Annotated in this window: 38 protein-coding genes; 3 read left to right on the top strand and 35 right to left on the bottom strand. The window is 67.4% G+C overall.

What is annotated here, in order from left to right; genetic code table 11:
- Both QOL99_RS05740 and QOL99_RS05745 read left to right on the top strand, forming a co-directional pair.
- Positions 1-1,122 (top strand): ATP-dependent metallopeptidase FtsH/Yme1/Tma family protein (locus tag QOL99_RS05740; protein WP_285522184.1); only part of this gene is annotated, 1,122 nt, incomplete at its 5' end.
- A gap of 173 nt (positions 1,123-1,295) precedes the next feature.
- Complete coding sequence (locus QOL99_RS05745) at positions 1,296-1,859, top strand: ATP-dependent metallopeptidase FtsH/Yme1/Tma family protein (protein ID WP_326522575.1); 564 nt, start codon at positions 1,296-1,298, stop codon at positions 1,857-1,859.
- Between the two features lie 64 nt (positions 1,860-1,923).
- Here the strand turns inward: QOL99_RS05745 and QOL99_RS05750 are convergent, their stop codons facing one another.
- The 4 genes from QOL99_RS05750 to QOL99_RS05765 form a co-directional block, all read right to left on the bottom strand.
- Positions 1,924-3,105: a mechanosensitive ion channel family protein gene (locus QOL99_RS05750; protein ID WP_285522236.1), complete on the bottom strand. Its 1,182-nt coding sequence runs from the start codon at positions 3,103-3,105 to the stop codon at positions 1,924-1,926.
- A 159-nt stretch (positions 3,106-3,264) separates the two neighbouring features.
- Complete coding sequence (gene plsX, locus QOL99_RS05755; RefSeq protein WP_285522186.1) at positions 3,265-4,296, bottom strand: phosphate acyltransferase PlsX; 1,032 nt, start codon at positions 4,294-4,296, stop codon at positions 3,265-3,267.
- Positions 4,286-4,873, bottom strand: coding sequence for a LabA-like NYN domain-containing protein (locus QOL99_RS05760; RefSeq protein ID WP_285522188.1), 588 nt, complete (start codon positions 4,871-4,873; stop codon positions 4,286-4,288). Before QOL99_RS05760 ends, plsX begins: the two co-directional genes overlap by 11 nt.
- Before the next feature lie 30 nt (positions 4,874-4,903).
- Positions 4,904-5,254 (bottom strand): DUF309 domain-containing protein, encoded by a 351-nt coding sequence (locus QOL99_RS05765; protein ID WP_285522189.1) that lies wholly within the window; start codon positions 5,252-5,254, stop codon positions 4,904-4,906.
- Between the two features lie 95 nt (positions 5,255-5,349).
- On the opposite strand from QOL99_RS05765, the gene trxA reads away from it, so the two are divergent.
- Positions 5,350-5,682: a thioredoxin gene (gene trxA / locus QOL99_RS05770; protein ID WP_285522190.1), complete on the top strand. Its 333-nt coding sequence runs from the start codon at positions 5,350-5,352 to the stop codon at positions 5,680-5,682.
- Between the two features lie 51 nt (positions 5,683-5,733).
- Here the strand turns inward: trxA and QOL99_RS05775 are convergent, their stop codons facing one another.
- From QOL99_RS05775 to rpsJ, 31 genes are all read right to left on the bottom strand, one after another.
- Positions 5,734-6,294, bottom strand: a complete 561-nt coding sequence (locus QOL99_RS05775) for an RBBP9/YdeN family alpha/beta hydrolase (RefSeq protein ID WP_285522191.1) — start codon at positions 6,292-6,294, stop codon at positions 5,734-5,736.
- Positions 6,295-6,368: 74 nt separating this feature from the next.
- Entirely contained in the window at positions 6,369-6,719 is a 351-nt protein-coding gene (gene rplQ, locus QOL99_RS05780) for a 50S ribosomal protein L17 (protein WP_285522192.1), read from the bottom strand.
- Between the two features lie 54 nt (positions 6,720-6,773).
- Complete coding sequence (locus QOL99_RS05785) at positions 6,774-7,766, bottom strand: DNA-directed RNA polymerase subunit alpha (RefSeq protein WP_285522193.1); 993 nt, start codon at positions 7,764-7,766, stop codon at positions 6,774-6,776.
- 13 nt (positions 7,767-7,779) lie between these two features.
- The gene (rpsD, locus tag QOL99_RS05790; RefSeq protein ID WP_285522195.1) at positions 7,780-8,400 is read right to left on the bottom strand and encodes a 30S ribosomal protein S4; all 621 of its coding nucleotides are present in this window, start codon (positions 8,398-8,400) and stop codon (positions 7,780-7,782) included.
- A gap of 156 nt (positions 8,401-8,556) precedes the next feature.
- The gene (rpsK, locus tag QOL99_RS05795) at positions 8,557-8,952 is read right to left on the bottom strand and encodes a 30S ribosomal protein S11 (RefSeq protein ID WP_285522196.1); all 396 of its coding nucleotides are present in this window, start codon (positions 8,950-8,952) and stop codon (positions 8,557-8,559) included.
- A gap of 3 nt (positions 8,953-8,955) precedes the next feature.
- Positions 8,956-9,336 carry a 30S ribosomal protein S13 gene (gene rpsM, locus QOL99_RS05800; protein ID WP_285522197.1) on the bottom strand — a complete coding sequence of 127 codons (381 nt, stop codon included), beginning with the start codon at positions 9,334-9,336 and terminating at the stop codon, positions 8,956-8,958.
- Positions 9,336-9,449: a 50S ribosomal protein L36 gene (rpmJ, locus tag QOL99_RS05805; protein ID WP_081425885.1), complete on the bottom strand. Its 114-nt coding sequence runs from the start codon at positions 9,447-9,449 to the stop codon at positions 9,336-9,338. The genes rpsM and rpmJ overlap by 1 nt, the downstream gene beginning before the upstream one ends.
- Before the next feature lie 120 nt (positions 9,450-9,569).
- A complete protein-coding gene (gene infA / locus QOL99_RS05810) occupies positions 9,570-9,812 on the bottom strand; it encodes a translation initiation factor IF-1 (RefSeq protein ID WP_019588656.1) in 243 nt (80 codons plus the stop codon).
- A 127-nt stretch (positions 9,813-9,939) separates the two neighbouring features.
- Positions 9,940-10,533 (bottom strand): adenylate kinase, encoded by a 594-nt coding sequence (locus QOL99_RS05815; protein ID WP_285522202.1) that lies wholly within the window; start codon positions 10,531-10,533, stop codon positions 9,940-9,942.
- Positions 10,534-10,665: 132 nt separating this feature from the next.
- Entirely contained in the window at positions 10,666-11,988 is a 1,323-nt protein-coding gene (secY, locus tag QOL99_RS05820; protein WP_285522203.1) for a preprotein translocase subunit SecY, read from the bottom strand.
- 1 nt (position 11,989) lies between these two features.
- Complete coding sequence (gene rplO, locus QOL99_RS05825) at positions 11,990-12,454, bottom strand: 50S ribosomal protein L15 (RefSeq protein ID WP_285522204.1); 465 nt, start codon at positions 12,452-12,454, stop codon at positions 11,990-11,992.
- Entirely contained in the window at positions 12,451-12,633 is a 183-nt protein-coding gene (gene rpmD / locus QOL99_RS05830; protein ID WP_285522205.1) for a 50S ribosomal protein L30, read from the bottom strand. The genes rplO and rpmD overlap by 4 nt, the downstream gene beginning before the upstream one ends.
- Positions 12,630-13,211, bottom strand: coding sequence for a 30S ribosomal protein S5 (rpsE, locus tag QOL99_RS05835; protein WP_285522207.1), 582 nt, complete (start codon positions 13,209-13,211; stop codon positions 12,630-12,632). Before rpsE ends, rpmD begins: the two co-directional genes overlap by 4 nt.
- Entirely contained in the window at positions 13,201-13,539 is a 339-nt protein-coding gene (gene rplR / locus QOL99_RS05840) for a 50S ribosomal protein L18 (protein WP_285522208.1), read from the bottom strand. The genes rpsE and rplR overlap by 11 nt, the downstream gene beginning before the upstream one ends.
- Positions 13,539-14,096: a 50S ribosomal protein L6 gene (rplF, locus tag QOL99_RS05845; RefSeq protein ID WP_285522209.1), complete on the bottom strand. Its 558-nt coding sequence runs from the start codon at positions 14,094-14,096 to the stop codon at positions 13,539-13,541. Before rplF ends, rplR begins: the two co-directional genes overlap by 1 nt.
- A gap of 77 nt (positions 14,097-14,173) precedes the next feature.
- Positions 14,174-14,575, bottom strand: coding sequence for a 30S ribosomal protein S8 (rpsH, locus tag QOL99_RS05850; protein WP_285522212.1), 402 nt, complete (start codon positions 14,573-14,575; stop codon positions 14,174-14,176).
- A gap of 222 nt (positions 14,576-14,797) precedes the next feature.
- Positions 14,798-14,983, bottom strand: a complete 186-nt coding sequence (locus QOL99_RS05855) for a type Z 30S ribosomal protein S14 (RefSeq protein WP_285522213.1) — start codon at positions 14,981-14,983, stop codon at positions 14,798-14,800.
- Between the two features lie 8 nt (positions 14,984-14,991).
- On the bottom strand, positions 14,992-15,531 hold the full coding sequence (rplE, locus tag QOL99_RS05860) for a 50S ribosomal protein L5 (protein ID WP_285522215.1): 540 nt from the start codon (positions 15,529-15,531) through the stop codon (positions 14,992-14,994).
- 62 nt (positions 15,532-15,593) lie between these two features.
- Entirely contained in the window at positions 15,594-15,941 is a 348-nt protein-coding gene (rplX, locus tag QOL99_RS05865) for a 50S ribosomal protein L24 (protein ID WP_326522574.1), read from the bottom strand.
- A complete protein-coding gene (gene rplN, locus QOL99_RS05870) occupies positions 15,941-16,345 on the bottom strand; it encodes a 50S ribosomal protein L14 (protein WP_152872630.1) in 405 nt (134 codons plus the stop codon). Before rplN ends, rplX begins: the two co-directional genes overlap by 1 nt.
- Complete coding sequence (rpsQ, locus tag QOL99_RS05875; protein WP_285522218.1) at positions 16,342-16,626, bottom strand: 30S ribosomal protein S17; 285 nt, start codon at positions 16,624-16,626, stop codon at positions 16,342-16,344. The genes rplN and rpsQ overlap by 4 nt, the downstream gene beginning before the upstream one ends.
- Positions 16,623-16,856: a 50S ribosomal protein L29 gene (rpmC, locus tag QOL99_RS05880; protein ID WP_285522220.1), complete on the bottom strand. Its 234-nt coding sequence runs from the start codon at positions 16,854-16,856 to the stop codon at positions 16,623-16,625. The genes rpsQ and rpmC overlap by 4 nt, the downstream gene beginning before the upstream one ends.
- Positions 16,843-17,268 (bottom strand): 50S ribosomal protein L16, encoded by a 426-nt coding sequence (gene rplP / locus QOL99_RS05885; protein ID WP_152872632.1) that lies wholly within the window; start codon positions 17,266-17,268, stop codon positions 16,843-16,845. Before rplP ends, rpmC begins: the two co-directional genes overlap by 14 nt.
- The gene (gene rpsC, locus QOL99_RS05890; RefSeq protein ID WP_285522223.1) at positions 17,268-18,011 is read right to left on the bottom strand and encodes a 30S ribosomal protein S3; all 744 of its coding nucleotides are present in this window, start codon (positions 18,009-18,011) and stop codon (positions 17,268-17,270) included. Before rpsC ends, rplP begins: the two co-directional genes overlap by 1 nt.
- The gene (rplV, locus tag QOL99_RS05895; protein ID WP_285522225.1) at positions 18,011-18,433 is read right to left on the bottom strand and encodes a 50S ribosomal protein L22; all 423 of its coding nucleotides are present in this window, start codon (positions 18,431-18,433) and stop codon (positions 18,011-18,013) included. The genes rpsC and rplV overlap by 1 nt, the downstream gene beginning before the upstream one ends.
- Positions 18,430-18,717 carry a 30S ribosomal protein S19 gene (gene rpsS, locus QOL99_RS05900; RefSeq protein ID WP_285522226.1) on the bottom strand — a complete coding sequence of 96 codons (288 nt, stop codon included), beginning with the start codon at positions 18,715-18,717 and terminating at the stop codon, positions 18,430-18,432. Before rpsS ends, rplV begins: the two co-directional genes overlap by 4 nt.
- 12 nt (positions 18,718-18,729) lie before the next feature.
- Positions 18,730-19,563 carry a 50S ribosomal protein L2 gene (gene rplB / locus QOL99_RS05905; RefSeq protein ID WP_285522228.1) on the bottom strand — a complete coding sequence of 278 codons (834 nt, stop codon included), beginning with the start codon at positions 19,561-19,563 and terminating at the stop codon, positions 18,730-18,732.
- 13 nt (positions 19,564-19,576) lie between these two features.
- Complete coding sequence (locus tag QOL99_RS05910) at positions 19,577-19,864, bottom strand: 50S ribosomal protein L23 (RefSeq protein ID WP_285522229.1); 288 nt, start codon at positions 19,862-19,864, stop codon at positions 19,577-19,579.
- Complete coding sequence (rplD, locus tag QOL99_RS05915) at positions 19,861-20,481, bottom strand: 50S ribosomal protein L4 (protein WP_285522231.1); 621 nt, start codon at positions 20,479-20,481, stop codon at positions 19,861-19,863. Before rplD ends, QOL99_RS05910 begins: the two co-directional genes overlap by 4 nt.
- Positions 20,482-20,484: 3 nt before the next feature.
- Entirely contained in the window at positions 20,485-21,105 is a 621-nt protein-coding gene (gene rplC / locus QOL99_RS05920) for a 50S ribosomal protein L3 (protein ID WP_285522233.1), read from the bottom strand.
- The gene (gene rpsJ / locus QOL99_RS05925; protein WP_019588633.1) at positions 21,102-21,425 is read right to left on the bottom strand and encodes a 30S ribosomal protein S10; all 324 of its coding nucleotides are present in this window, start codon (positions 21,423-21,425) and stop codon (positions 21,102-21,104) included. Before rpsJ ends, rplC begins: the two co-directional genes overlap by 4 nt.
- Positions 21,426-21,476 lie beyond the last annotated feature (51 nt).

A 21,476-nucleotide genomic window follows, 5' to 3' on the forward strand; every position in this document is an offset into this window, starting at 1 on the left:
GCCCCCTGCATCGTCTTTATCGACGAGATCGACGCCGTCGGGAGAAAACGCGGCGTCAACCTCCAGGGCGGCAACGACGAACGCGAGCAGACCCTCAACCAGCTGCTCGTCGAGATGGACGGCTTCTCCTCCGGACAGGAGGTCATCATCCTGGCGGCCACCAACCGCCCCGACGTGCTGGACGCCGCCTTGCTGCGTCCGGGACGCTTCGACCGTCAGGTCGTCGTGGACGCCCCCGACGTGCGGGGGCGCGAGATGATCCTCCGGATTCACGCCCGCAAGAAGCCGCTCGATCCTTCAGTGGACCTCGGGGTGATCGCCCGCAGGACGGCGGGGATGGTGGGGGCGGACCTGGAGAACCTGCTCAACGAGGCGGCGCTGGGAGCGGCGCGGTCGGGGCAATCGAAGATCGTGATGCGGGATGTGGAAGAGGCGCGGGACCGGGTGCTGATGGGCCCGGAACGCCGCTCGCTGGTGGTGCGGGAAGCGGACCGCCGCGTGACGGCCTACCACGAGGTCGGACATGCCCTCGCCGCACAGCTCCTTCCGCACGCGGACAAGGCCCACAAGCTCACCATCGTGCCGCGCGGGCGGTCGCTGGGGTCGGCGCTCTACACCCCGGAGGACCGGATGCACCACACCCGCACGGCGCTGCTCGACCGGCTCTGTGTGGCGCTGGCCGGGCACGCCGCCGAGGAGGTCGCCACCGGGGAGGTCACGACCGGGGCCGCGAGCGACTTCCAGCAGGCCACGGGTCTGGCCCGCCGCATGGTGACCGAGTGGGGCATGTCGGAGGTCGGGCAGCTCGCGCTTGCGCAGGAGAACGCCGGATTCCTCGGGTACGGGCCGCAGCAGGGCGTGTACAGCGACCACACCGCCGAGCAGATCGACGTGGAGGTCGCCCGCATCCTGAACGGGCAGTACGGGCGGGCGCTGGCGCTGCTGCGTGAGCACCTGCATGTGCTGCACCGCATGACCGACGAACTGATCGTGCGCGAGTCGCTGAGCGGTGAGGAACTGGTCACCATCCTGCAGGGCGGGACCCTCCCGGCTCCGGCCTTTCCCGGGGAGGACGGTGAGGTCCCGGCCGCTCCTCCCGGTTTGACGCCCAACCCGGCCTGAAGTCCGTCCCATCATGCCCCCCGGCCCGATTCTCTAGGCTGGGGGCATGACGTTGTACCGCTCCTCCTCCCGGTCCCTGGCGCTGCTGGCCGCCGCCCTGCTCACGGCGGCCTCGGCGCAGGCCACGCCCCCGGTTCCGCCCGCCCCCGCGACTCCCGCCACCCCNTCAACTGCTGCCGCATGCCCAGCGGGTCGCCAAGCTGACCGTGGTGCCGCGTGGCCGGGCGGCGGGCTACATGATGCCCGACGCCGATGACCGCCTGCATGTCACCCGCCCGGCCCTGGACGACATGGTCGCGGTGGCGCTCGCGGGCCGCGCCGCCGAGGAGGTCGTGTTCGGGGAGGTCACGACAGGTGCCCAGAACGATTTCCAGCAGGCGACCGGCCTGGCCCGGCGGATGGTCACCGAGTGGGGCATGTCGCCGCGCATCGGCAAGGTGGCGCTGGTCGAGGGAGAGGGGAGTTACCTGGGCAGCGGCCCGCAGCTCGTGCCCATGAGCGAGGCGACCGCGCACACGGTGGACGAGGAAGTCCGGGGCATCATCGAGTCGGCCTATGCCCGCGCCGTCGCCCTGGTCCAGACGCACCTGCCGCGTGTCCACGAGAGCGTCGAGGTGCTGCTGCGGCGCGAGACGCTCAGCGGCGAGGAGTTCTCTACCCTGCTCGCGGGCGGGACCCTGGACGAGTTGCCCCCGTCACCCCCGGCCTCCCTGCCGCCCGCCCCGCTGCCCACCTGAAGGCCGGGGACCGGCAGGCCGCCGCACCCCAGCTCCGGTTGCGGCGGTTTTGCCGGCGTGTGCGTCACACTTCCTCCTCCTCCGGGTCGCGGGTCGGGGAGGGCGGGACCGGGGGCTGGGTGCGGTTCTGGTCGCGGCGGGGGTCGGGGGCCGGGGCGGTGCCCGAGACCTTGATCTCCAGCGGGGTCGCCCCGAAGCTCAGGCTGCGCTGCGGGGCCGGGATCTCGATGCCCGCCTCGTCCATGGCGATCTTGATGCGGCGGTTGAACTCGCGGCCCAGGGCAAACTGGCTCTTGGGCTGCACCTTGTACAGCGCCCGCAGGGTCACGCCGTCGGGCGCGAGGCGGGTCACGCCCTGAATCTCGGGGTCTTCCAGAAAGGACGCCGCCCACGCCGGGTCCGCGTGCAGTTCGCGGCTGACGCGTTCCAGCACCCGCAGCGCCTCGTCGATGTCGGCGCCGTAGGTCACGTCCACCGTGGCGACCACCCGCGACCAGTCCTTGCTGCTCACGCTGACCGTCTGGATCTGGCCGTTGGGAATCAGGTGGACCGTGCCGTCGAGCGCCCGCAGGGCCGTCAGCCGCAGGTTGAGCTGCTCCACCGTCCCTGACAGCTGCCCGGTGTTCACGGTGATCACGTCGCCCACCCCGTACTGGTCCTCGAGCAGGATAAAAAAGCCGGTGAACACGTCCTTGATCAGGCTCTGCGCCCCGAAGCCCACCGCCAGCCCCAGGACCGACACGCCCGCCAGCAGGCTGGAGGCGTTCACGCCGAGCGTCTGAAGGCCCGCGATCAGCGCAATCACGACGAGCGCGGCCTTGAGGGTGCTGTCCACCACCCCCCGCAGCGTCTGCACCCGCACGGTGCGGCGGCTGAATTCCTCGTCGGCCACGATGCGCGAGGTCAGGGTGCCGATCAGGCCCCAGGCGATCAGCGAGAGGGCCACGATCACCAGCACCTGCCCGGCGCTGTGCCGGAAGCCGTCCACGATCTCCCCGCCGAGGCCGAACAGCACCGGCACGCTGGGCAGGTAAGCCACCCGCGTGGCGACCGCCAGCCAGCCCAGGACCACCACGCCGGTCCACAGCCACCCCAGCCCGGACACCAGCCGGGCAGGCGCGTGGCCGTCCAGCGCCCGCAGCACCGTCCGCCCGAAGCGGTAGAGCGCGTAGGCCACCACCAGGGTCAGCCCCAGGCCGAGCCAGACCTGGGGTTTCTGAAATTGAAAGGCGAGTTCGTTCAGCAGGTCGTCCGGCATCGCTCCAGCCTCGCATGGGGGCGTGGGGCGCGGCAACGCCGGGTCCTGCGGAGTCCGGGCGGAGGGAAAAGGAGCAGGCGGTGTCCGGGCGGGGAGTGGCCGAACCGGCGCTCTCCCGGGTGGAAAATCCAGTGGCCGGAACCCGGATCAGCCCGGAGCCAGCGCCGCCTCCAGCCGGGCGATCAGGTCGGCCTCGTGGGCGCGGGCGGCCCGCAGCAGGGCGTTTTTCACCGCGCGGGCGTCCGCGCTGCCGTGCCCGATAAAGGCCAGCCCACGCACCCCGATCAGGATGCTCGCCCCGTAGGTGCTGGGGTCCATTCGCTCGGCCAGGCCCCGCAGTGCCGGGCGCACCAGCAGGCCGCCCACCTTGGACTTCAGGGTGCTGCCCAGGGCCTCACGCACCCACCCGAACAGGACCTTGGCCTCGCCCTCCGCGAGCTTGAGAACCACGTTCCCGGTAAAGCCGTCGGTCACCACGATGTCGGTGGTCCCCTGGAAGAGGTCGCGGCCCTCCACGTTGCCGTGGAAATTGATGCCGTGGCCGTGCAGCCCGCGCAGCAACTCGTGGGCTTCGAGCACCAGCGCACTGCCCTTGTGCGGCTCCTCCCCGATGGAGAGCAGGCCCACCGTGGGGTTCTCGCGGTCCTCGACCACCCGCAGGTACACGGTCGCCAGCCGCGCCCACTGGGCAAGGTAGCCGGCCTTCACGTCCGCGTTGGCGCCCGCGTCCAGCAGGGTCACGAAGCCCGTCTGGCTGGGCAGGTGGGTCAGGATGGCGGGGCGGTCCACGCCCCTCACCCGGCCCAGCGTCAGCAGCGCCGAGGCCATCGTCGCCCCGCTGTGGCCCATGCTGACGGCGGCGGCGGCCCGGCCTTCCTTGACCAGCCGGGTGCAGACGTTGATGCTTGCCCCCGTGCGGCTGCGCACGTCCGAGGCGTGCTCCTGCATGCCGATCACGTCCGGGGCGTCCACCACGTCCAGCGGCAGGCTGCCACTGCCCGGATGCTTGCCGAGTTCGGCGTGCAGGGCCACCCTGGGGCCGACGAGCAGCACGGGCACCCCCGCGCGGGCCGCCTGCACCGCGCCCTCCACGTTCGGCGCGGCCCCATGGTCCCCCCCCACCGCGTCGAGGGCGATGGGCAGGGTGGTTTTCGGCGTTCCCCCCGGCTCAGCGTTCATCAGGCTCCGTCACGGCAGCCGTGACATAGAAGGGGCGGCCTCCCGCCTCGGCGCGGCCCTCACTGGGCAGGCGGTAGCCGGGGCGCTCGACTTCCGCACGCAGGGACGACAGGTCCACGTACTCGTCGGCGGCATTGCGCAGCTCGTAGCTCGTCATCTCGGGAATGCTCGCCACCACGACCCGCTTGCCCCGCGCCCTCAGGGCCTCGACCGGGCGCTCGAAATCGCCGTCGCCGGTCAGCAGGATGGCCGTGTCATAGCGGTCGGCGGTTGTCAGCAGGTCGGTCACCATGAAGATGTCGAGGCTGGCGCGGCGCTGCGTCTCGCCGTGCTCGTCGGTGGTCTCGCGCAGCGGGCGGGTCCGGACGGTGTAGCCCATGTAGGTCAGGGCGTCCACGAAGCGCTTTTGCTTGTCGTCGGGATGGGCAGGCACAGCGGTGTAATAGAAGGCGTTGTGAAGCGTTCCCGCCGCGCGGAAGTGTTCCAGGATCTTGCGGTGGTCGAAGTTCCAGCCCAGGCGGCGGGCCGCCGCGTAGACGTTGGCCCCGTCAATAAAGAGGGCAATGCGTTCAGTCATAGAAGGCTCCTGCCGGGGCACGCGGCCCCGTCATTCCCCAGCATAAGGGACCGGCCCCAACCCGAGCCAGGGCTGCCGCGCCCGGTCGTGCAGCCCCGCCCACACCTCCGAGCGCAACCGCCGCAGGTCCACCCCGCCGTAGGTGTCAGGCAGGCGCTCCAGATACACCTCCGCCTTACGAAAGTTACGGTGGGTCAGGCTGCCGTGGTGCCAGCGCTTGTGCAGGGCGGCGGCGAGCAGGATCAGCGCCTGCAGGAAGTCACGCTCCGTGCCTGCCGCCGTGCGCCACGGGACCTCCCACGCCTCGTGGGCCTCCCACCACTCGCCCGCGTCGAAGAGCCGGGCGCCCACACGCAACTGTTCCTCCCCTTCCCCGGTCATGACGGCAGCCTAGCGTGCCCCGCCCATGAACCGACCGTTAGGCACCGCGCATCTTCCGCATATCTGCCCATGCCCCCGGGGGGTATACTCGGCCCATGAAGCCTGTGGAACTGACCGACAGCACCTTTCAGAACGAGACGGCCGAGGGCCTGACCCTGGTGGACTTCTGGGCCCCCTGGTGCGGCCCGTGCCGCATCATCGCGCCAGTGATCGAGGAACTCGCCGGGCAGTACGAGGGCCGGGTCAAGGTCGCCAAACTCAACGTGGACGACAACCCCAGCGTCTCCGGCCAATTCCGGGTCATGAGCATCCCCACCATGATCCTGTTCAAGGACGGCCAGCCTGTCGAGGGTATGGTCGGTGCCCAGCCCAAGCGGGCGTTTGAAGCCCTGCTCGACAAGTACGCGACCGCCGCCGTCACGAACTGACGTTTCAGGATCACCAGGGCCGCCTCTTCCCGGGGCGGCCTCTTGACATGCTCAGAACCGGGTCAAGGGCGGCGTCCAGGTGTGCAGGCACTCGGACAGCAGCACCTCGCCCTCCTCCCAGTCCCCGTGGCCGCTCGCCACGTTGAGGTGCCCGGCCTCCCCCGCTGTGACGGAGGCAGCGTCCCACGCACTCGCCATCACTTCGGCCCACCCGGGGCTCGCGTACGGGTCGTTTTCGCTGGCCACCACCAGCGCCGGGAAGGGGAGCGGCCTGGGTGGGAGGGGAGCAAAGCGGCGCACCTCCCCGGGCGCGTCGGGGCGCTCCGGGTCGGGGGGCGCGGCGAGCAAGGCTCCGCGTACCCGTTCCGGCACCTGGGAAGAGGCCGCCCAATGGACCACCGTCAGGGCACCCAGACTGTGCGCCACCAGCACGAGTTCGCCGGACGTCTCCCCCACCACCTTGCCAAGCTGCGCCGCCCACTCCTCCGGATCAGGCTTCTCCGGGTCGCTCTGCCCGACCCGCGCCGCCCCGAATTTCTGTTCCCACAGGGTCTGCCAGTGTCCCGGCCCGCTGTCTCCCAGGCCAGGCACGATCACGAGGGTGGGAGCCATACCAGAAACTATCAGCCCTCAGCGATCAGCAAGGAAAAACCCCGCCGAAGCGGGGCTGAAAGGCTCATCTGGGATCAGACGAGTTCGATCAGGGCCATCGTGACGCCGTCGCCGCGGCGGGTGCCCACGCGCAGGATGCGGGTGTAGCCACCGGGACGGTCCGCGTACTTGGGGGCCACCTCGTCCATCACCTTGCGGACCACGGCGATGTCGTGGATGTCGCGGGCAACGAGGCGGCGGGCGTGCAGGTCCCCACCCTTGGCGGTGGTGATCAGCTTCTCGACGTAGGGGCGCAGCTCCTTGGCCTTGGTGAGGGTCGTCTGGATGCGGCCCTCGCGCAGCAGCGCCGTCGCCTGGGCACGGGCCAGGGCGGTGCGGGCGCTGCTGTTGCGGTTGAGCTTGCGACCGGATTTACCGTGACGCATGGGAAGTCTCCTTGGGGGATGAGGCGCGGGAGGGGTGCCCCCCACGCACTGGAACTAGTCTCTGAGAGCCAGCCCGAACTGCGCGAGCTGCTGCTTGATCTCGTCGAGGCTGCGCTCGCCGATACCGGGGACCTTTTTGAGGTCACGGTCGGACAGGGCGCACAAGGCGTCCACACTGTCGATGCCTTCCTCCTTGAGGGAGTGCAGCACGCGGGTGGTCAGGCCCAACCCTTCGAGGGTCACGCGGGGCGTGTCGAGGTCTCCCGCCGGGTACGAACCGGGATCGAGATCGGGCATCCGGGGCGCTTCTGGCGCCGCTGCCGCAACCGGGGTGACCGCCGCATAGGACGGGGCCAGTTCCGGGGTGAGCGGCAGCGTTTCGACGTTGCCAAACACGGTCAGCTCGTCCCGCAGGATCTCGACAGCCTTGTCCAGCGTGTCCTGGGGGCCGACGCTACCGTCGGTCCAGACCCGCAGAATCAGGCGGTCGAGGTCGGTCTGCTGGCCCACGCGGGTGTTTTCCACGTGGTAGGCCACCCGGCGCACCGGCGAGAACACCGCGTCCACCGGGATCGAGTTGATGCGGTCCTTGGTGGAGTGCTTGTCGGCGGGCACGTACCCCTCGCCCTCCTCGACCCTCACCTCCATCACCAGCTTGCCGTCTTCGGCAAGGGTGGCGATGGGGAGGTCGGGGTTGACGATTTCGGCGTCACTGGGCACCTCGAAGGCGCCTGCCCGCACCACGCCCTCGCCCTGCGCCCGCAGGGTCAGGGTCTTGGGGCCGGGGGCATGGAACTTCACGACAAGTTCCTTGAGGTTCAAGATGATGCGGATCACATCTTCCTTGACGCCGGGGATGGTCGAAAACTCGTGAAGGACATCCTCGATGTACACGCTCGTCACGGCGGTGCCGGGGATCGAGGACATCAGGATGCGCCGGATGGGATTCCCGATGGTGACGCCGTAGCCACGCGCGAGCGGTTCGAGGACGAACTCGCCGTAATCGCCGTCGACGCGGGCTTTGAGTTGAGGGCGCTTTTGATCCACTGGGGCCTCCCGATTAGCGCGAGTAGTACTCGATGATGAAGTTCTCGTTGATGGGCAGGGCAAGGTCTTCGCGGGCGGGCAGGCGCACGAAGGTGCCGCTGAAGGTCTCGGGGTTCAGCTCGATCCAGGGCGAGACGCGGCGGCGCTTCTGGGCCTCCATGTTCTCCTGAATAAAGCCCATCGAGCGGCTCTTCTCGGAGACGCTGATCTCGTCCCCGATCTTGACCCGGTACGACGCGATATCCACCCGCTTGCCGTTGACGAACACGTGTCCGTGGCCGACAAACTGCCGGGCCTGGCGGCGGGTGCTGGCAAAGCCCATGCGGAAGACGACGTTGTCCAGGCGGCGCTCGAGCAGTTGCAAGAACACCGTGCCGGTCACGCCGGGAACGCTGGCCGCTTCGTCAAAGAGGTTGCGGAACTGCTTTTCGCCCATGCCGTACAGCCGGGCGAGCTTCTGCTTTTCACGCAGGCGCACGCTGTAGTCGCTGGGGCGACCACGGGCACGTCGCTGGCCGTGCTGACCGGGCGCGTAAGGGCGCCGGTCGAGGTACTTCTGGACTTTCTCGGTCTCCGCGAGGTTGATGCCCTCGCGGCGGCTGAGCTTGGTGATGGAACCACGGAAACGACCCATGTCTTGACTCTCCTTACGGTTTCAGGCTCTGGCGCCTGCGAACCGGGTCTGCGGCCCTCTGGCGCCCGCTTCCTCGCCGGTGGTGCGGCTCTCTGCCCTGGGGGCAAGACGGAAGCGGGACAGGTGGGCACGCGCAGCGCCCTAATGAACAAACACTCAGGCGCGGTGCTTTTTCTTGGGACGGCAGCCGTTGTGCGGAACAGGGCTGTCGTCCATGATGGACTTCACTTCGATCCCGGAAGCCTGAATCGCGCGAATCGCCTGCTCGCGGCCTGAACCGGTGCCGCGCACGATGACGTCCACGATATTCATGCCGAAGGTCTGCTGCGCCTTTTTCACGGCGTCGGCGGCGGCGAGCTGGGCCGCGTAGGGCGTGCCCTTCTTGCTGCCCTTGTAGCCGATGGTGCCGCCCGAGGACCACGCGACCGAGTTGCCGTCGAGGTCGGTGATGGTCACGATGGTGTTGTTGTAGCTCGCGTGAACGTAGGCGCGGCCTGCGCTGATGTTGCGCCGGGCGCGGCGGGGGGTCTTGCCTTTGGTGGTCTTCGCCATGGCTTACTTCCTCGTCGCCTTCTTCTTACCTGCGACGGTCTTGCGCGGTCCCTTGCGGGTGCGGGCATTCGTCTTGGTGCGCTGGCCGCGCACGGGCAGGCCGCGGCGGTGGCGCAGGCCACGGTACGCCCCGATGTCCATCAAGCGCTTGATGTTCTGGCCCACTTCCGAGCGGAGGTCACCCTCCACCTTGAAGGTGCGCTCGATGGCGTCACGCAGGGTGCTCTGATCGGCTTCACTGAGGTTCTTGACGCGGGTGTCGGGGTTGATCCCCGTCTGCGCCAGCACTTCCTTGGAGCGGGTCAGACCGATCCCGTAGATATAGGTCAGGGCAATCTCGACGCGCTTCTCGCGCGGAAGGTCAACGCCAGCGACGCGCGCCATTAGCCCTGCCTCTGCTTGTGCTTGACATTGGAGCAGATGATCAGCACGCGCCCGTGGCGGCGGATCACCTTGCAGTTGTCGCACATCTTCTTGACACTGCTGCGAACTTTCATGCGTCCTCCTCGCAGCCGCCTCACGTCGCCGCCTGTCACGGCAGTGCGCTCAGCAGCGCTCGACCCCCCTGGCCGTCGGGCCTGACAGGGAATCTGTTGGGTACCGGCGCCCGGAGGGGCTTACTTGCGGTAGACGATCCGTCCCCGCGACGTATCGTAGGGACTGATTTCCAGGACCACGCGGTCACCAGGCAAAATCCGGATGTAATGGATCCGCATCTTGCCACTGATGTAGGCCAGAATATCGTGCCCAGTATCGAGCTTCACCCGGAAAGTGGTGTTGGGCAGCGCCTCTTCCACCACGCCCTCGGCCCGCACGGTATCGGACTCTTCCTTCTTGCGCTTCTCCCGCTGTTCCGGCATCTTTCGTCTTGCCACGTCACCTCCAGGCTTGGTACAAGCCAAAGGGGAAGTTAGCACGGCCGGGGAGGCAGGGGCAAGCACCGGCCGCCGCCTCTTCCCCACCTGGCCTCAGCCCAGGGCCTCCACGTCAGCCCAGTGCTTCCACAAGGCGGCCATAGACCTGATCCAGCGTCCCCACCCCGTCCACCGGACGCAGAGACCCACGCGTGCCGTAATAGTCGATCAGCGGCTGAGTCTGCTCGCGGTAGACCTCCTGGCGTTTGCGGGCCACTTCCTCGGTGTCGTCGCTACGCACCGCCTCTCCGCGCCGGGCCGCCTGCCGCCCCCGTTCCACGATGCGTTCGATCAGCAACCGGTCGGGCACTTCCAGCAGCGGCACGGCGGTGACAGGGGCTCCCAGGTCCTCCAGCAACCGGTCAAGGGCCTCCGCCTGGGCACGGGTGCGCGGGAACCCGTCGAAAATCACCCGCACCGCCTTCATTCCAGCGAGGTGGTTCCGGATCAGGGCGATCAGGACCTCGTCGGGCACCAGGGCCCCCGCGTCGAGAAGGGGCCCAACCTGCTGACCCAGTTCGGTGCCGCGCGAGACGTGGTCGCGCAGGATGTCGCCCGTGCTGATCTTGGTCAGACCTTCTTCGTGGGCCAGACGCTCGGCCTGCGTGCCTTTCCCAGCGCCGGGGGGGCCGAGAAAGATCACGACCTTGTTCTCAGATGGTGTCATGGTTCCTCCTTCAGGGAGTACAGCATAGAGGCCGGGCAGAGGCGCCGCCCTGTCTCCCCGGCCGTGACGGCAGGTGCCAGCACGGAAAACCGCCCACCCGGAGGTGAGCGGCGTGCCGTGAAGGGCAGAACTTCAGTTCAGGCGGCCACGGATGCGGCCCTTGCTGATAAAGCCGTCGTAACGCCGCACGGTGAGCTGCGCTTCGAGCTGCTTGAGCGTTTCCAGCGCCACCCCCACGATAATCAGCAGGCCAGTGCCGCTGAACTGAAAGGTGGTGATGCCCGTCGCCCGCTGCACGATCTGCGGAAAGACCGTCAGCACCACCAGGAAGATCGCGCCCCACAGGCTCAGGCGGCTGCTGATGCCGCCCAGATACTCGGCAGTCGCGGTGCCCGGCCGGACGCCGGGAATAAACCCGCCGGCCTCGCGCAACTGCTCACTGATGCGCTTGGGATCGAACTGCACGCTGTTGTACAGGTAGGTGAACCCGAAGATCAGTGCCGCTTCGAGCAGGATGTACCACGGGCTGCCGAAGGTCAGGTAGGTCTGGATAAACGCGTTGACCTCGGGCGCCCGCTCGGCGGTGGCGCTGCCGATCAGGTTGGGAAGGATCAGCATGGCCGAGGCGAAGATCACTGGAATCACGCCCGCCTGGTTGACCTTGATCGGGAGCCAGGTGGCCTGTCCCCCCAGGTTGCGGGCCGCCCCACCGGGAGCGCCGCCACGGGCACGGGCGTAGGTGACAGGCACGCGGCGCTCGCCCTGATAGACGTACACGATGCCCGCGATGGTCACCAGAATGACCGCCGCGAAGACCAAGATCTGCAGCAGCGACACCTGATCGTTACGGAAGAGTTCGCCCGTCGCGGCGATCTCGCGCGGGTAGTTGGCGATGATCCCCGCCGTGATGATCAGGCTGATGCCGTTGCCGACGCCCACCTCGGTGATGCGCTCGCCGATCCACAGGGTAAAGGCCACGCCCGCCACCTGGGTCAGCACCATCACCAGGATGGTAAAGAGGCCGGGGTCCCAACCCACCGCGATGAACTGCGGGTTGCTGGTGATGTACAGCGAGAAGAACAGCGCCTGAAAAGTTCCCAGCGCGACCGCCGCGTAGCGGGTGTACTGGTTGATCTTCTTGCGGCCTTCCTCGCCCTCCTTGCTGAGTTTCTCCAGTGAGGGGACGGTGGTCGTCAGAAGCTGGATCACGATGCTGGCCGTGATGTAGGGCAGCACCCCCAGCGCGAAAATCGAGAACTGCGAAAGATTGCCGCCCGAGATCAGGCTGATCAACCCGAAAAGGCCACCCGAGGTGGCCTCTGCGAGCTCGGCTGCATTGACGCCCGGCGTCGGAATGGTGCTTCCGAGACGGAAGACGGCAAGCAGCAGCAGGGTGAAGACAATCTTCCGCCGCAGGTCCGGGATCCGGAACGCGTCGCGGAAGGCGCGCAGCATGTTAGCCCGCCTGCTCGGCGTTCTCGCTGCTCGCGGCCAGGATCACGACCCGGCCCCCGGCCGCTTCCACGGCACGGACCGCCGACTCGCTCGCCGCGTCCACGTGAACGGTCACGGCGCGGCCGAGTTCACCGCGGCCCAGCAGCTTCACCGGGCGGTTCTTGCGGCGGACCAGCCCGGCCAGTTCCAGCGCCGCGCGGTCGAAGGTCTCCCCTTCCAGCCCGGCGAGCTGTCCGAGGTTGACGACCTCGTAGGTCGTACCGACATTGTTGAACCCGCGCTTGGGCAGCCTCGAGATCAACGTGCTGCGACCACCCTCGAAGAAGGAGCCCTTGCCGGAGCCGCTGCGCGACTTCTGGCCCTTGTGCCCGCGACCAGCCGTCTTGTCGGTTCCGCCGGGGCCACGGCCCACGCGCTTGCGGTTCTTGCGGCTGCCGGGCGCCGGAGTCAGTTCGTGAAGCTTCACGCTTCCACCTCCACCAGATGTTGGACGGTCTTGATCATGCCGCGCAGGGCGGGCGTGTCTGCCAGTTCACGGGTATCCCCGATCTTGCGCAGACCCAGCGCCTTGACCGTCTGCACCTGGTTGCCAGGGCGGCCGATCACGCTGCGCTTGAGGGTCACCTTGACAGTCGTGCCGGTCACAGGGCACCTCCCGCCTGGGCCGCGCCGCCCTCGGTGGTCGCCGAGACAGAACCTGCCGCGATCACCTGCGGCCGGGCCTGCACGTCGAGGCCACGGGCCGAACGCACCTGCTTGGCGGTGCGCAGGTTCTTCAGGCCGTCAAACACCGCGTAAGCCACGTTGACCTTGTTGCGGCTGCCGAGTTCCTTGGAGAGCATGTTGGTAATGCCCGCCAGTTCGGCGATAGAGCGCGGCACGGTGCCCGCGATCACGCCGGTACCGGGACCCGCAGGCTTGAGCAGCACGCGGCTGGTGCTGTTCTCACCGACGATGTCGTGGGGAATGGTGCCGTTCTCGACGGGCACGGTGATCATGTTCTTGCGTGCGATCGCCTTGGCCTTCTCGATGGCGACCGGCACTTCCTTGGCCTTGCCGATGCCCATGCCGACCCGGCCGTTGCGGTCACCCAGGATCACGAGTGCGGCGAAGCGGAAGCGGCGACCCCCCTGGTAGGTCTTGGAGGTGCGGTTGACGAAGAGCATCTTCTCCTCGAACTCACCCGTCTCCCGCTCGCGGTCATTGCGACGATTAAAAGTCAAGGCCACCCTCCCGCGCCGCGTCTGCGAGCGCTTTGACCCGGCCGTGGTACTTGTACCCGGCACGGTCGAATACGACCTGCTTGACACCCTTGGCGGTGGCTGCCTCGGCGAGGGCGCGGCCCACAGCGGCGGCCGTGTCGGTCTTGGTGCCGCTCTTGAGCGCACTGCTGCTCGCCGCTGCCAGCGTGGTGCCGGTGGTGTCGTCGATAATCTGGGCGTAGATGTGCTTGCTGGAGCGGAACACACTGAGGCGCGGACGCTCTGCCGCCGCGACACGCACCTTGCGGCGGGTGCGCAGCTTGCGCCGAATGGCTGTCTGGTTCGCCATCACTTCTTCCCTTTCCCGCCGGTCGCCCCGGCCTTGCCTGCCTTGAGGGCGATCTGCTGGCCCACGAAGCGCACGCCCTTGCCGTGGTAGGCGTCCGGCTTGCGCACCTTGCGCACGTTCGCCGCGACCTGCCCCACCATCTGCTTGTCGATACCCGACACGTCAATGCGGGTGGGCTCAGGCACCGTGAAGGTCACGCCTGCGGGGGGCTCGATCACGACCGGGTGGCTGTAGCCGATGGTCATTTCGAGGTTCTTGCCCGCCAGCTTGGCACGGTAACCGACGCCGCGCAGCTCAAGGTTGATGGTGAAGCCGTCCGAGACGCCCTTGACGGCGTTGGCGACCAGCGTGCGGGTCAGGCCGTGCAGGGCGCGGTGCTCCTGGCGGTCGCTGGGGCGCGTCACCAGAAGCTGGTCGCCCTCGCTGGCGATGGTCAGGGCCGTGTTGTAAGGGACGGTGAGCTCGCCCCTGGGGCCCTTGGCGCGAAACACGCCGCCCTCAGCACTCACGGTCACGCCGCTGGGCACGGCGATAGGTTGTTTACCAATACGGGACATAGCTGTCCTCCTTCGTCCTTAAGTCGTGGGCGTCTTTCCGCTGGGAAATGCGCTCCGAGGTCAGGCGTGGTGCGGTCTTACCAGATGACGCAGACGACTTCGCCGCCGACGCCCTGCTTGCGGGCCTCGCGGTCGGGCAGCAGGCCCCGGCTCGTCGAGACGACGGCGACACCCAGACCGCGCTGCACGCGGGGCAGGTTCTCAGCGCTGACATAGGCACGGCGCCCTGGGCGGCTGATGCGCTCGATGTGCTTGATCACCTGCTCGCGCTTGGCCCCGTACTTCAGGGTCAGGCGCAGCACGTCAAACTTCTGGCCTTCGGGACGCACGCGCTCAACGCTCGCCACGTAGCCTTCTTGCAGCAGCACTTGCGCGAGCTGCTCCTTGAACTTGGAAGCCGGGATATCGACGCTCTCCTTAAAGGTGCGCGTCGCGTTGCGAATGCGCGTGAGCATGTCGGCGATAGGATCACTCAGCATGATTCTCCTCCGGGGGCTGGGCCTGAATGCAGGAGCCCCGGCTGGGGGGAAGCTGCGCCGCAGGTGCGCGTGCAGCTTCCGGAGTCTTCCCAAAGAACGTGGTCCTGAGGTGACAGGCGCGTCTTCTGTTGGGTCCTGGGCCCTGAACCGGACGATCACTGCCCAAAGTGGGCCAGTTCGTATCCGGCAAGGGGATGGAGGGGAGGGGGCGGCAGGCCCGCTTTACCAGCTGGCCTTTTTGACGCCGGGAAGTTCGCCCCGGTGGGCCAGTTCGCGGATGCAGATCCGGCACATCCCGAAAAACCGGTAGTAACCACGGGCACGGCCGCAGCGGCTGCAGCGGTTGTAGTTCTGCACGGCAAACTTCATGCCGCGTTCCGCCTTGACAACTTTCGAGGTGTTCGCCATGTCAGTCCTTATTTCCGGAAGGGGAGGCCCATGCCCTGCAGGAGCGCCCGAGCTTCCTCGTCGGTCTTCGCGGTGGTCACGATGGTGATGTCCATCCCGCGCACCTTGTCGACCATATCATAGGTGATTTCCGGGAAGATCAGCTGCTCCTTGATGCCGAGGTTGTAGTTGCCACGGCCGTCAAAAGCGTTGGGGTTGATTCCACGAAAGTCGCGGATACGGGGCAGGCCGATGTTGATCAGCTTGTCCAGAAACACGTACATGCGCTCACCGCGCAGCGTGACCTTGATGCCCACCGGCATGCCCTGGCGGAGCTTGAAGTTGGAGATGCTCTTTTTCGCCTTGGTGATGATGGGCTTTTGCAGGGTGATCAGGCCGAGTTCCTTGGCCGCCTTGTCGATGGCCTTGGAGTCTTCCTTGGAGGACCCCAGGCCCTCGTTGATCACGATCTTCTCGATGCGCGGCGCGGCCATCACGCTGGAGTAACCGAACTGGCCCATCAGCGCGGGGCGCACCTGCTCGTTGTACTTGGTCTTGAGGGTCTGCATGTCTGGCCTCTCTTCGGGCGGGCTGGGTCGCCCGGGTTCGCGCCTGGGCGCGGCCCTGAATCTTAGTCGATGACCTTGCCGCTCGCGACCGCCACGCGGACCTTCTTGCCGTCCACGATCTGCTTGCGGATGCGGGTGGCCTTGCCGGTCTCGGGATCGACGACAGCGACCTTGCTGGCGTGCAGAGCACCTTCACGCTGCTCGATGCCGCCCGTGGGGTTGGTGGCCGAGGGCTTGACGTGCTTGGTCACGAGGTTCACACCCTCGACGACCACCTTGGCTTCACGGGGCAGCGCGAGCATGACCTTGCCGGTCTGGCCCCTATGCTTGCCGCTCAGCACGACGACGGTGTCGCCCTTTTTCACGTGCAGCTTGTCGTTGTGGTGGCTTCCGGCGCTGGGGCGGGGCATCACAGCACCTCCGGAGCCAGGGACACGATCTTCATGAAGCGGCGGTCGCGCAGTTCACGGGCGACCGGCCCGAAGACGCGGGTGCCGCGGGGCTCACCCTGGTTGTTGATGATGACGGCCGCGTTCTTGTCGAAGCGGATGGTGCTGCCATCGGCACGCTTGATCGCGTGGCTGGTGCGCACAACCACGGCCTTGACCACGTCACCGGACTTGACGGTGCCGCGCGGGGCCGCGTCCTTGACCGACGCCACGATGATGTCCCCGACATGGGCGTAGCGCTTGTTGCCGCCGCCGCCGGTCGTCAGACCCTTGCCACCGATGCCGCTGTTGAGCACGCGAATGCACATGATTTCGCGTGCGCCGCTGTTGTCCGCCACGTCGAGGCGGGACTGGGGCATGATCATGCGTTACCGCCTTCTGTCTCGACCGCCGTGGTCTCGATGCCGCGCGGGCGCTCGACCAGGCGGGTGACCTTCCAGGTCTTGGTCTTGCTGATGGGGCGCACGGCGATGATCTCGACGCGGTCCCCGATCCGGTACTCGTTGGTCTCGTCGTGCGCGGCGTACTTCTGGCTGCGGGTCACGATCTTGCCGTACAGCGGGTGCATGAAGCGCCGCTCGACCTTGACGCTCACCGTCTTGTCGGCCTTGTTGCTCACCACGACGCCCGTAAAGGTCTTTTTCATTGGCTGTCTCCTGCAGCGGCCTGGGCCTGGGTCACGCGCTCGGCGCGGCCCCGCTCACCACGGACGGTGTTGAGCTGCGCCACCTCGCGCCGGAGCTGACGTACCCGGTGCGGCTGGGCCAGCTGGCCCATCGCTCCCTGGAAACGCAGCTCCATCAGTTCCTTCTTGCGGGCGTCGATCTCGCGGGCGAAATCGGCGTCCGAGAGAGTACGCATGTCACTGGGCTTCATCGTAGACCTCGCGCTTGACCATCTTGGTCCCGATAGGCAGCTTGTGACCGGCGAGGCGGAAGGCTTCCTTGGCCTGCTCCTCGGTCACGCCGGACACCTCGAACATCACGCGGCCGGGCTTGACCACGCTGACCCAGTACTCCACGGCGCCCTTGCCCTTCCCCATTCGGGTTTCGGCGGGCTTCTTGGTGACGGGCTTGTCGGGGAAGATGCGGATGTAGATCTTGCCGCCGCGGCGGAAGTGACGGCTCATCACGATGCGGCACGCCTCGATCTGGTTGCTGCGGATCCAGGCGGGTTCCAGGGCAATCAGGCCGTAGTCGCCGAACGCGACGTAGTCACCGCCCTTGGTGTCGCCGGTCATGCGGCCACGGAACTGCTTGCGGTACTTGGTGCGCTTCGGAAGAAGCATCACTCACCTCCGGGACGGCGCCGCGCGGTCGGGCGGCGGCGGTTGGGACGGTCACCCTCAGGACGGCGCTCGTCGTTGCGGCGGGGCGGGCGGGCCAGCGTCTCGGTGCGGCCGCCGATCACTTCGCCGTTGAACACCATCACCTTGATCCCGAGCGAGCCATAGGTGGTCTCGGCGCGGGCGGTGCCGTAGTCGATGTCGGCACGCAGGGTGTGCAGCGGCACGCGGCCCTCGCGGACGCTCTCGGTACGGGCCTGCTCGGCGCCGCCCAGACGACCCGAGAGCACGATCTTCACGCCGCGGGCACCCGACTCCATCACGCGCTGCGCGGCCTGCTTCATCGCGCGGCGGAAAGCGAAGCGGCGCTCGATTTGCTCGGCGATGCGCAGGGCGACCAGTGGGGCGCTGATGTTGGGGTTGGGAATCTCCGCGACGTTCACCGCGACCGTCCCCGCACTCACGAGGCGCTCGATGTCGCCGCGCAGCTGCTTGATGCTCTCGCCGCCCTTGCCGATCACGATGCCGGGCTTGGCGGCCGAGATGATCACGTTGACCTGCTGCCCCGCACGCTCGATCTCGATCCGGGCGATGCCAGCGGCGGCGAGTTTCTTGCCGACCATCTTGCGGATCTTCTCGTCTTCTTTGAGCAGGCCCGCGTACTGCTTCTTGCCTGCGTACCAGCGGCTGTTCCAGCCCCGGGTGATGCCCAGGCGGAAGCCGTTCGGGTTGATCTTGTTGCCCATTACCTGTTCCCCCGGCGCGTCTCGCGCTCGCCCACGATGATGGTGATGTGGCTGGTGCGCTTCTTGATGATGTTGGCGCTGCCACGGGCGCGGGGAATCATCCGCTTGAGGGTCGGCCCGGCGTCCACGTAGGCCGCCGTGATGACCAGGCGGTCTTCGAGCATCTCGTCATTGTTCACGGCGTTGCTCTTGGCGCTCTTGAGCACCTTGGCGACGGGTTCCGACGCGCTCTTGGGAATAAAGCGCAGCAGGTCCTCGGCCTCGGCGACGCTCTTGCCGCGAATCACGTCTACGACGAGGCGCACCTTACGGGGGCTCATGCGCACGTACTTCGCCACGGCGTAACCGGGACGGCGCAGCTTGACCTGCTGCTTGCGCTGCTTCTTGTTGCGGAAGCTCTGGTCGGTCGTGGGAGCGCTCATTTCTTCTTGCTCCCCTTGGCGGTCTTGTCGCTGCCGTGCCCACGGTAGGTGCGGGTGGGCGAGAACTCACCGAGCTTGTGGCCGATCATCTGCTCGTTCACAAAGACCGGCACGTGCTGCTTGCCGTTGTGCACGGCGATGGTGTGACCGATCATCTCGGGCACGATGGTCGAGCGGCGCGACCACGTCTTGATGACGCGCTTGTCCTTGCGCTCGTTCTGGGCGTCCACCTTCTTCAGGAGGTGGTCGTCCACGAACGGCCCTTTCTTCAGGCTACGGGGCATGTCCTACCCTCCTTACTTCCCGCCGCGGCGGGTGACGATGAAGCGGTCCGAGTTCTTGCGCTTGCGGCGGGTCTTGAGGCCCTTGGCAAGCTGACCCCAGGGGCTGACCGGCTGACGGCCCGCGCCGGTACGGCCTTCACCACCGCCGTGGGGGTGGTCGACCGGGTTCATCGCGCTGCCGCGCTGGTGCGGCTTGTGACCGAGCCAGCGGCTGCGGCCCGCTTTGCCGAGGTTGATGTTCTTGTGCTCGGCGTTGCCCACGCTGCCGATGGTCGCGTAGCACTCGGAGTGCACCCGGCGGATTTCCCCGCTGGGCAGACGCAGCAGCACGTAGTCGTTTTCCTTGCCCTGCACCTGGATGGAGGTTCCGGCACTGCGGGCGAGCTGGGCACCCTTGCCGGGAACCAGTTCGACGGCGTGCACCACAGCGCCCACCGGCACAAAGCGCAGGGGCAGCGCGTTGCCGAGCTTGGGATCGGCCTCGGGACCCACGTTCACAGTGGTGCCGACGGTCAGGCCCTCGGGAGCCAGCACGTACCGCTTCTCGCCGTCCACGTAGTGCAGCAGGGCGATGCGGGCGCTGCGGTTGGGATCGTACTCGATGGCGGCGACACGGGCAGACACGCCCGCCTTGTCCCGTCGCTTGAAGTCAATGATGCGGTAGAGGCGCTTGTGCCCGCCGCCGATAAAGCGGCTGGTGATGCGGCCACGGTTGTTGCGTCCGCCGGTCTTGGGCAGGGCCTCGGTGAGGGCCTTTTCGGGACGCTTCTTGGTCAGCCCCGAGAAGTCCGCAGTCGTCATCTGACGGCGGCTGGGGGTATACGGACGGTACTTCTTGACGGCCATGTCTCAATACTCCTTAGGCCAGGGCCTCGAGGGCCTCGATCTTCTGACCGTCCGCAAGCCGCACGATGGCCTTTTTGCGGTCGGCCCGGTGCCCGATGAAGCGGCCCACGCGCTTGCGCTTGCCCGCGACGTTCATGGTGCTGATGCCCACGACGGTCACGCCGAACGCCTGCTGCACGGCGGCCTTGATCTCGGTCTTGGTGGCCTTGGGGCTCACCCAGAACGAGTACACGCCGCGCTCCATGCCCGCGTACGCCTTCTCGCTGATCACGGGCTGCTTGATGATGTCGTAGTGGCTCACTGCGCGGCCTCCCCGGAAACAACTTCGTCCTGGGCCGGTTCCAGCGCGACCGCGTCAATGACGAGGCGCTCGTGGCGCAGGATGTCGTAGGCGTTCAGGCCCGCGACCGGCAGCACGGTCGCCCACGCGACATTGCGCGCGGCGCGGCGGGCCATCTCGTCGTCGGTGACGATCAGCACGCGCTCGGAACCGTCCATGCCGTTCTGGGCAGCCCAGGCCACGAAGCTCTTGGTCTTGCCGTCAAGGTCAAAGCCGTCCACAGCGGTGAGCTTGCCGGTGTTCTGGCGGTCGGCCAGAGCCATCGCCAGGCCGAGCTGCCGCACCTTGCGGGGCAGGGTGTAGGCGTAGCTGCGGGGCTTGGGACCGAAGGCCACGCCGCCGCCTACAAAGGTCGGCACGCTGCGGTCGCCGTGACGGGCGTTGCCGGTGCCCTTCTGGGAATACATCTTGCGGCCCGACTTGCTGACCTGAGCACGTGTCCGGGTGCTCGCGGTGCCGCGGCGGCGACCGGCAAGCTGCCAGGTCACGACGTCGTGCAGGATGTGCGGGTTCACTTCGGGCAACTCGAGGTCGATGCTGCGGCCACCCCGGCTTCCGATGACGTTGATCTGCGCCATGTCTTACTTGCCTCCCTTGGCAGCCTGGCGCAGCACCACGAGGCCACCGTTCGCGCCGGGAACCGCACCCTTGACCAGGATGATGTTCTCGTCCGCGCGGACCTCGACCACCTCGAGGTTCTGCACAGTGACGCGCTCCATGCCCATGTGACCGGCCATCTTCTTGCCCTTGTACACGCGGCCGGGCGTCTTGCGCTGGCCGATCGAGCCGGGGCGGCGGTGCCACTTCTTGGAGCCGTGGCTCGCGGGACCACCCGCGAAATTCCAGCGCTTCATGACGCCCTGGAAGCCCTTGCCCTTGCTCGTGCCGGTCGCGTCGATCTTCTCGCCCTCGGCGAAGATGTCCACGCTGACGGTGTCACCCTCGGGGGCAAAGCCGCGGAACTCGCGCAGGAAGCGCACAGGAGAAACCCCCGCCTTCTTGAAGTGGCCGAGCTGCGGACGGTTGACGCGCTTCTCGCTCTTGGGCGCGAAGCCGATCTGCACGGCCTCGTAGCCGTCGGTCTGCTGGCTCTTGCGCTGTACGACGGGGCACGGACCCGCCAGCACGACCGTCACGGGAATGGCGCGGTCGCCCTTCCAGATCTGGGTCATGCCAATCTTGGTGCCGAGGATGCCCTTCATGCGCGGCCGCCCACAGTCTTGATCTCGATGTCCACGCCGGTGGGCAGATCGAGGGTCATCAGGGAGTCGATGGTCTTCTTGGTGGGGTTCATGATGTCCACCAGACGGTTGTGGGTGCGGATCTCGAAGTGCTCGCGGCTGTCCTTGTGCTTGAACGGCCCGCGCAGCACGGTAAAGCGGCGAATGCGGGTGGGCAGCGGCACGGGGCCAGCCACATCCGCCCCGGTGCGCCGGACCGTGTCCACGATCTTGCTCGCGGACTGGTCCAGCGCCTTGTGGTCAAAGCCACGCAGTTTGATACGGATCTTCGGGGCAACCATTGTGTTTACTCCAGGACCTTGGCGACGACGCCAGCGCCGACGGTGCGTCCA

Origin of the sequence: Deinococcus rhizophilus (assembly GCF_030271215.1) — a bacterium.
GTDB lineage: Bacteria > Deinococcota > Deinococci > Deinococcales > Deinococcaceae > Deinococcus > Deinococcus rhizophilus.

Coding starts and splice junctions, on each gene's coding strand:
- trxA (WP_285522190.1), top strand. CDS start 5,350: ATGAAGCCTGTGGAACTGACCGACAGCACCTTTCAGAACGAGACGGCC.
- secY (WP_285522203.1), bottom strand. CDS start 11,988: ATGCTGCGCGCCTTCCGCGACGCGTTCCGGATCCCGGACCTGCGGCGG.
- rplR (WP_285522208.1), bottom strand. CDS start 13,539: ATGGCGAACCAGACAGCCATTCGGCGCAAGCTGCGCACCCGCCGCAAG.
- rplP (WP_152872632.1), bottom strand. CDS start 17,268: ATGCTTCTTCCGAAGCGCACCAAGTACCGCAAGCAGTTCCGTGGCCGC.
- QOL99_RS05760 (WP_285522188.1), bottom strand. CDS start 4,873: ATGACTGAACGCATTGCCCTCTTTATTGACGGGGCCAACGTCTACGCG.
- rplF (WP_285522209.1), bottom strand. CDS start 14,096: ATGTCCCGTATTGGTAAACAACCTATCGCCGTGCCCAGCGGCGTGACC.
- rpsK (WP_285522196.1), bottom strand. CDS start 8,952: ATGGCGAAGACCACCAAAGGCAAGACCCCCCGCCGCGCCCGGCGCAAC.
- rplV (WP_285522225.1), bottom strand. CDS start 18,433: ATGAGCGCTCCCACGACCGACCAGAGCTTCCGCAACAAGAAGCAGCGC.
- infA (WP_019588656.1), bottom strand. CDS start 9,812: ATGCCGGAACAGCGGGAGAAGCGCAAGAAGGAAGAGTCCGATACCGTG.
- rplB (WP_285522228.1), bottom strand. CDS start 19,563: ATGGCCGTCAAGAAGTACCGTCCGTATACCCCCAGCCGCCGTCAGATG.
- QOL99_RS05765 (WP_285522189.1), bottom strand. CDS start 5,254: ATGACCGGGGAAGGGGAGGAACAGTTGCGTGTGGGCGCCCGGCTCTTC.
- rplC (WP_285522233.1), bottom strand. CDS start 21,105: ATGAAGGGCATCCTCGGCACCAAGATTGGCATGACCCAGATCTGGAAG.
- rpsQ (WP_285522218.1), bottom strand. CDS start 16,626: ATGAAAAAGACCTTTACGGGCGTCGTGGTGAGCAACAAGGCCGACAAG.
- rpsS (WP_285522226.1), bottom strand. CDS start 18,717: ATGCCCCGTAGCCTGAAGAAAGGGCCGTTCGTGGACGACCACCTCCTG.
- rplX (WP_326522574.1), bottom strand. CDS start 15,941: ATGCCCCGCCCCAGCGCCGGAAGCCACCACAACGACAAGCTGCACGTG.
- rpsH (WP_285522212.1), bottom strand. CDS start 14,575: ATGCTGAGTGATCCTATCGCCGACATGCTCACGCGCATTCGCAACGCG.
- rplD (WP_285522231.1), bottom strand. CDS start 20,481: ATGGCGCAGATCAACGTCATCGGAAGCCGGGGTGGCCGCAGCATCGAC.
- rpsD (WP_285522195.1), bottom strand. CDS start 8,400: ATGGGTCGTTTCCGTGGTTCCATCACCAAGCTCAGCCGCCGCGAGGGC.
- rpmJ (WP_081425885.1), bottom strand. CDS start 9,449: ATGAAAGTTCGCAGCAGTGTCAAGAAGATGTGCGACAACTGCAAGGTG.
- QOL99_RS05815 (WP_285522202.1), bottom strand. CDS start 10,533: ATGACACCATCTGAGAACAAGGTCGTGATCTTTCTCGGCCCCCCCGGC.
- rplQ (WP_285522192.1), bottom strand. CDS start 6,719: ATGCGTCACGGTAAATCCGGTCGCAAGCTCAACCGCAACAGCAGCGCC.
- QOL99_RS05775 (WP_285522191.1), bottom strand. CDS start 6,294: ATGGCTCCCACCCTCGTGATCGTGCCTGGCCTGGGAGACAGCGGGCCG.
- plsX (WP_285522186.1), bottom strand. CDS start 4,296: ATGAACGCTGAGCCGGGGGGAACGCCGAAAACCACCCTGCCCATCGCC.
- rpsM (WP_285522197.1), bottom strand. CDS start 9,336: ATGGCGCGCGTCGCTGGCGTTGACCTTCCGCGCGAGAAGCGCGTCGAG.
- rplE (WP_285522215.1), bottom strand. CDS start 15,531: ATGCAGACCCTCAAGACCAAGTACAACGAGCAGGTGCGCCCCGCGCTG.
- rpmC (WP_285522220.1), bottom strand. CDS start 16,856: ATGAAGCCCAGTGACATGCGTACTCTCTCGGACGCCGATTTCGCCCGC.
- rpsC (WP_285522223.1), bottom strand. CDS start 18,011: ATGGGCAACAAGATCAACCCGAACGGCTTCCGCCTGGGCATCACCCGG.
- rplN (WP_152872630.1), bottom strand. CDS start 16,345: ATGATCATGCCCCAGTCCCGCCTCGACGTGGCGGACAACAGCGGCGCA.
- rpsJ (WP_019588633.1), bottom strand. CDS start 21,425: ATGGTTGCCCCGAAGATCCGTATCAAACTGCGTGGCTTTGACCACAAG.
- QOL99_RS05855 (WP_285522213.1), bottom strand. CDS start 14,983: ATGGCGAACACCTCGAAAGTTGTCAAGGCGGAACGCGGCATGAAGTTT.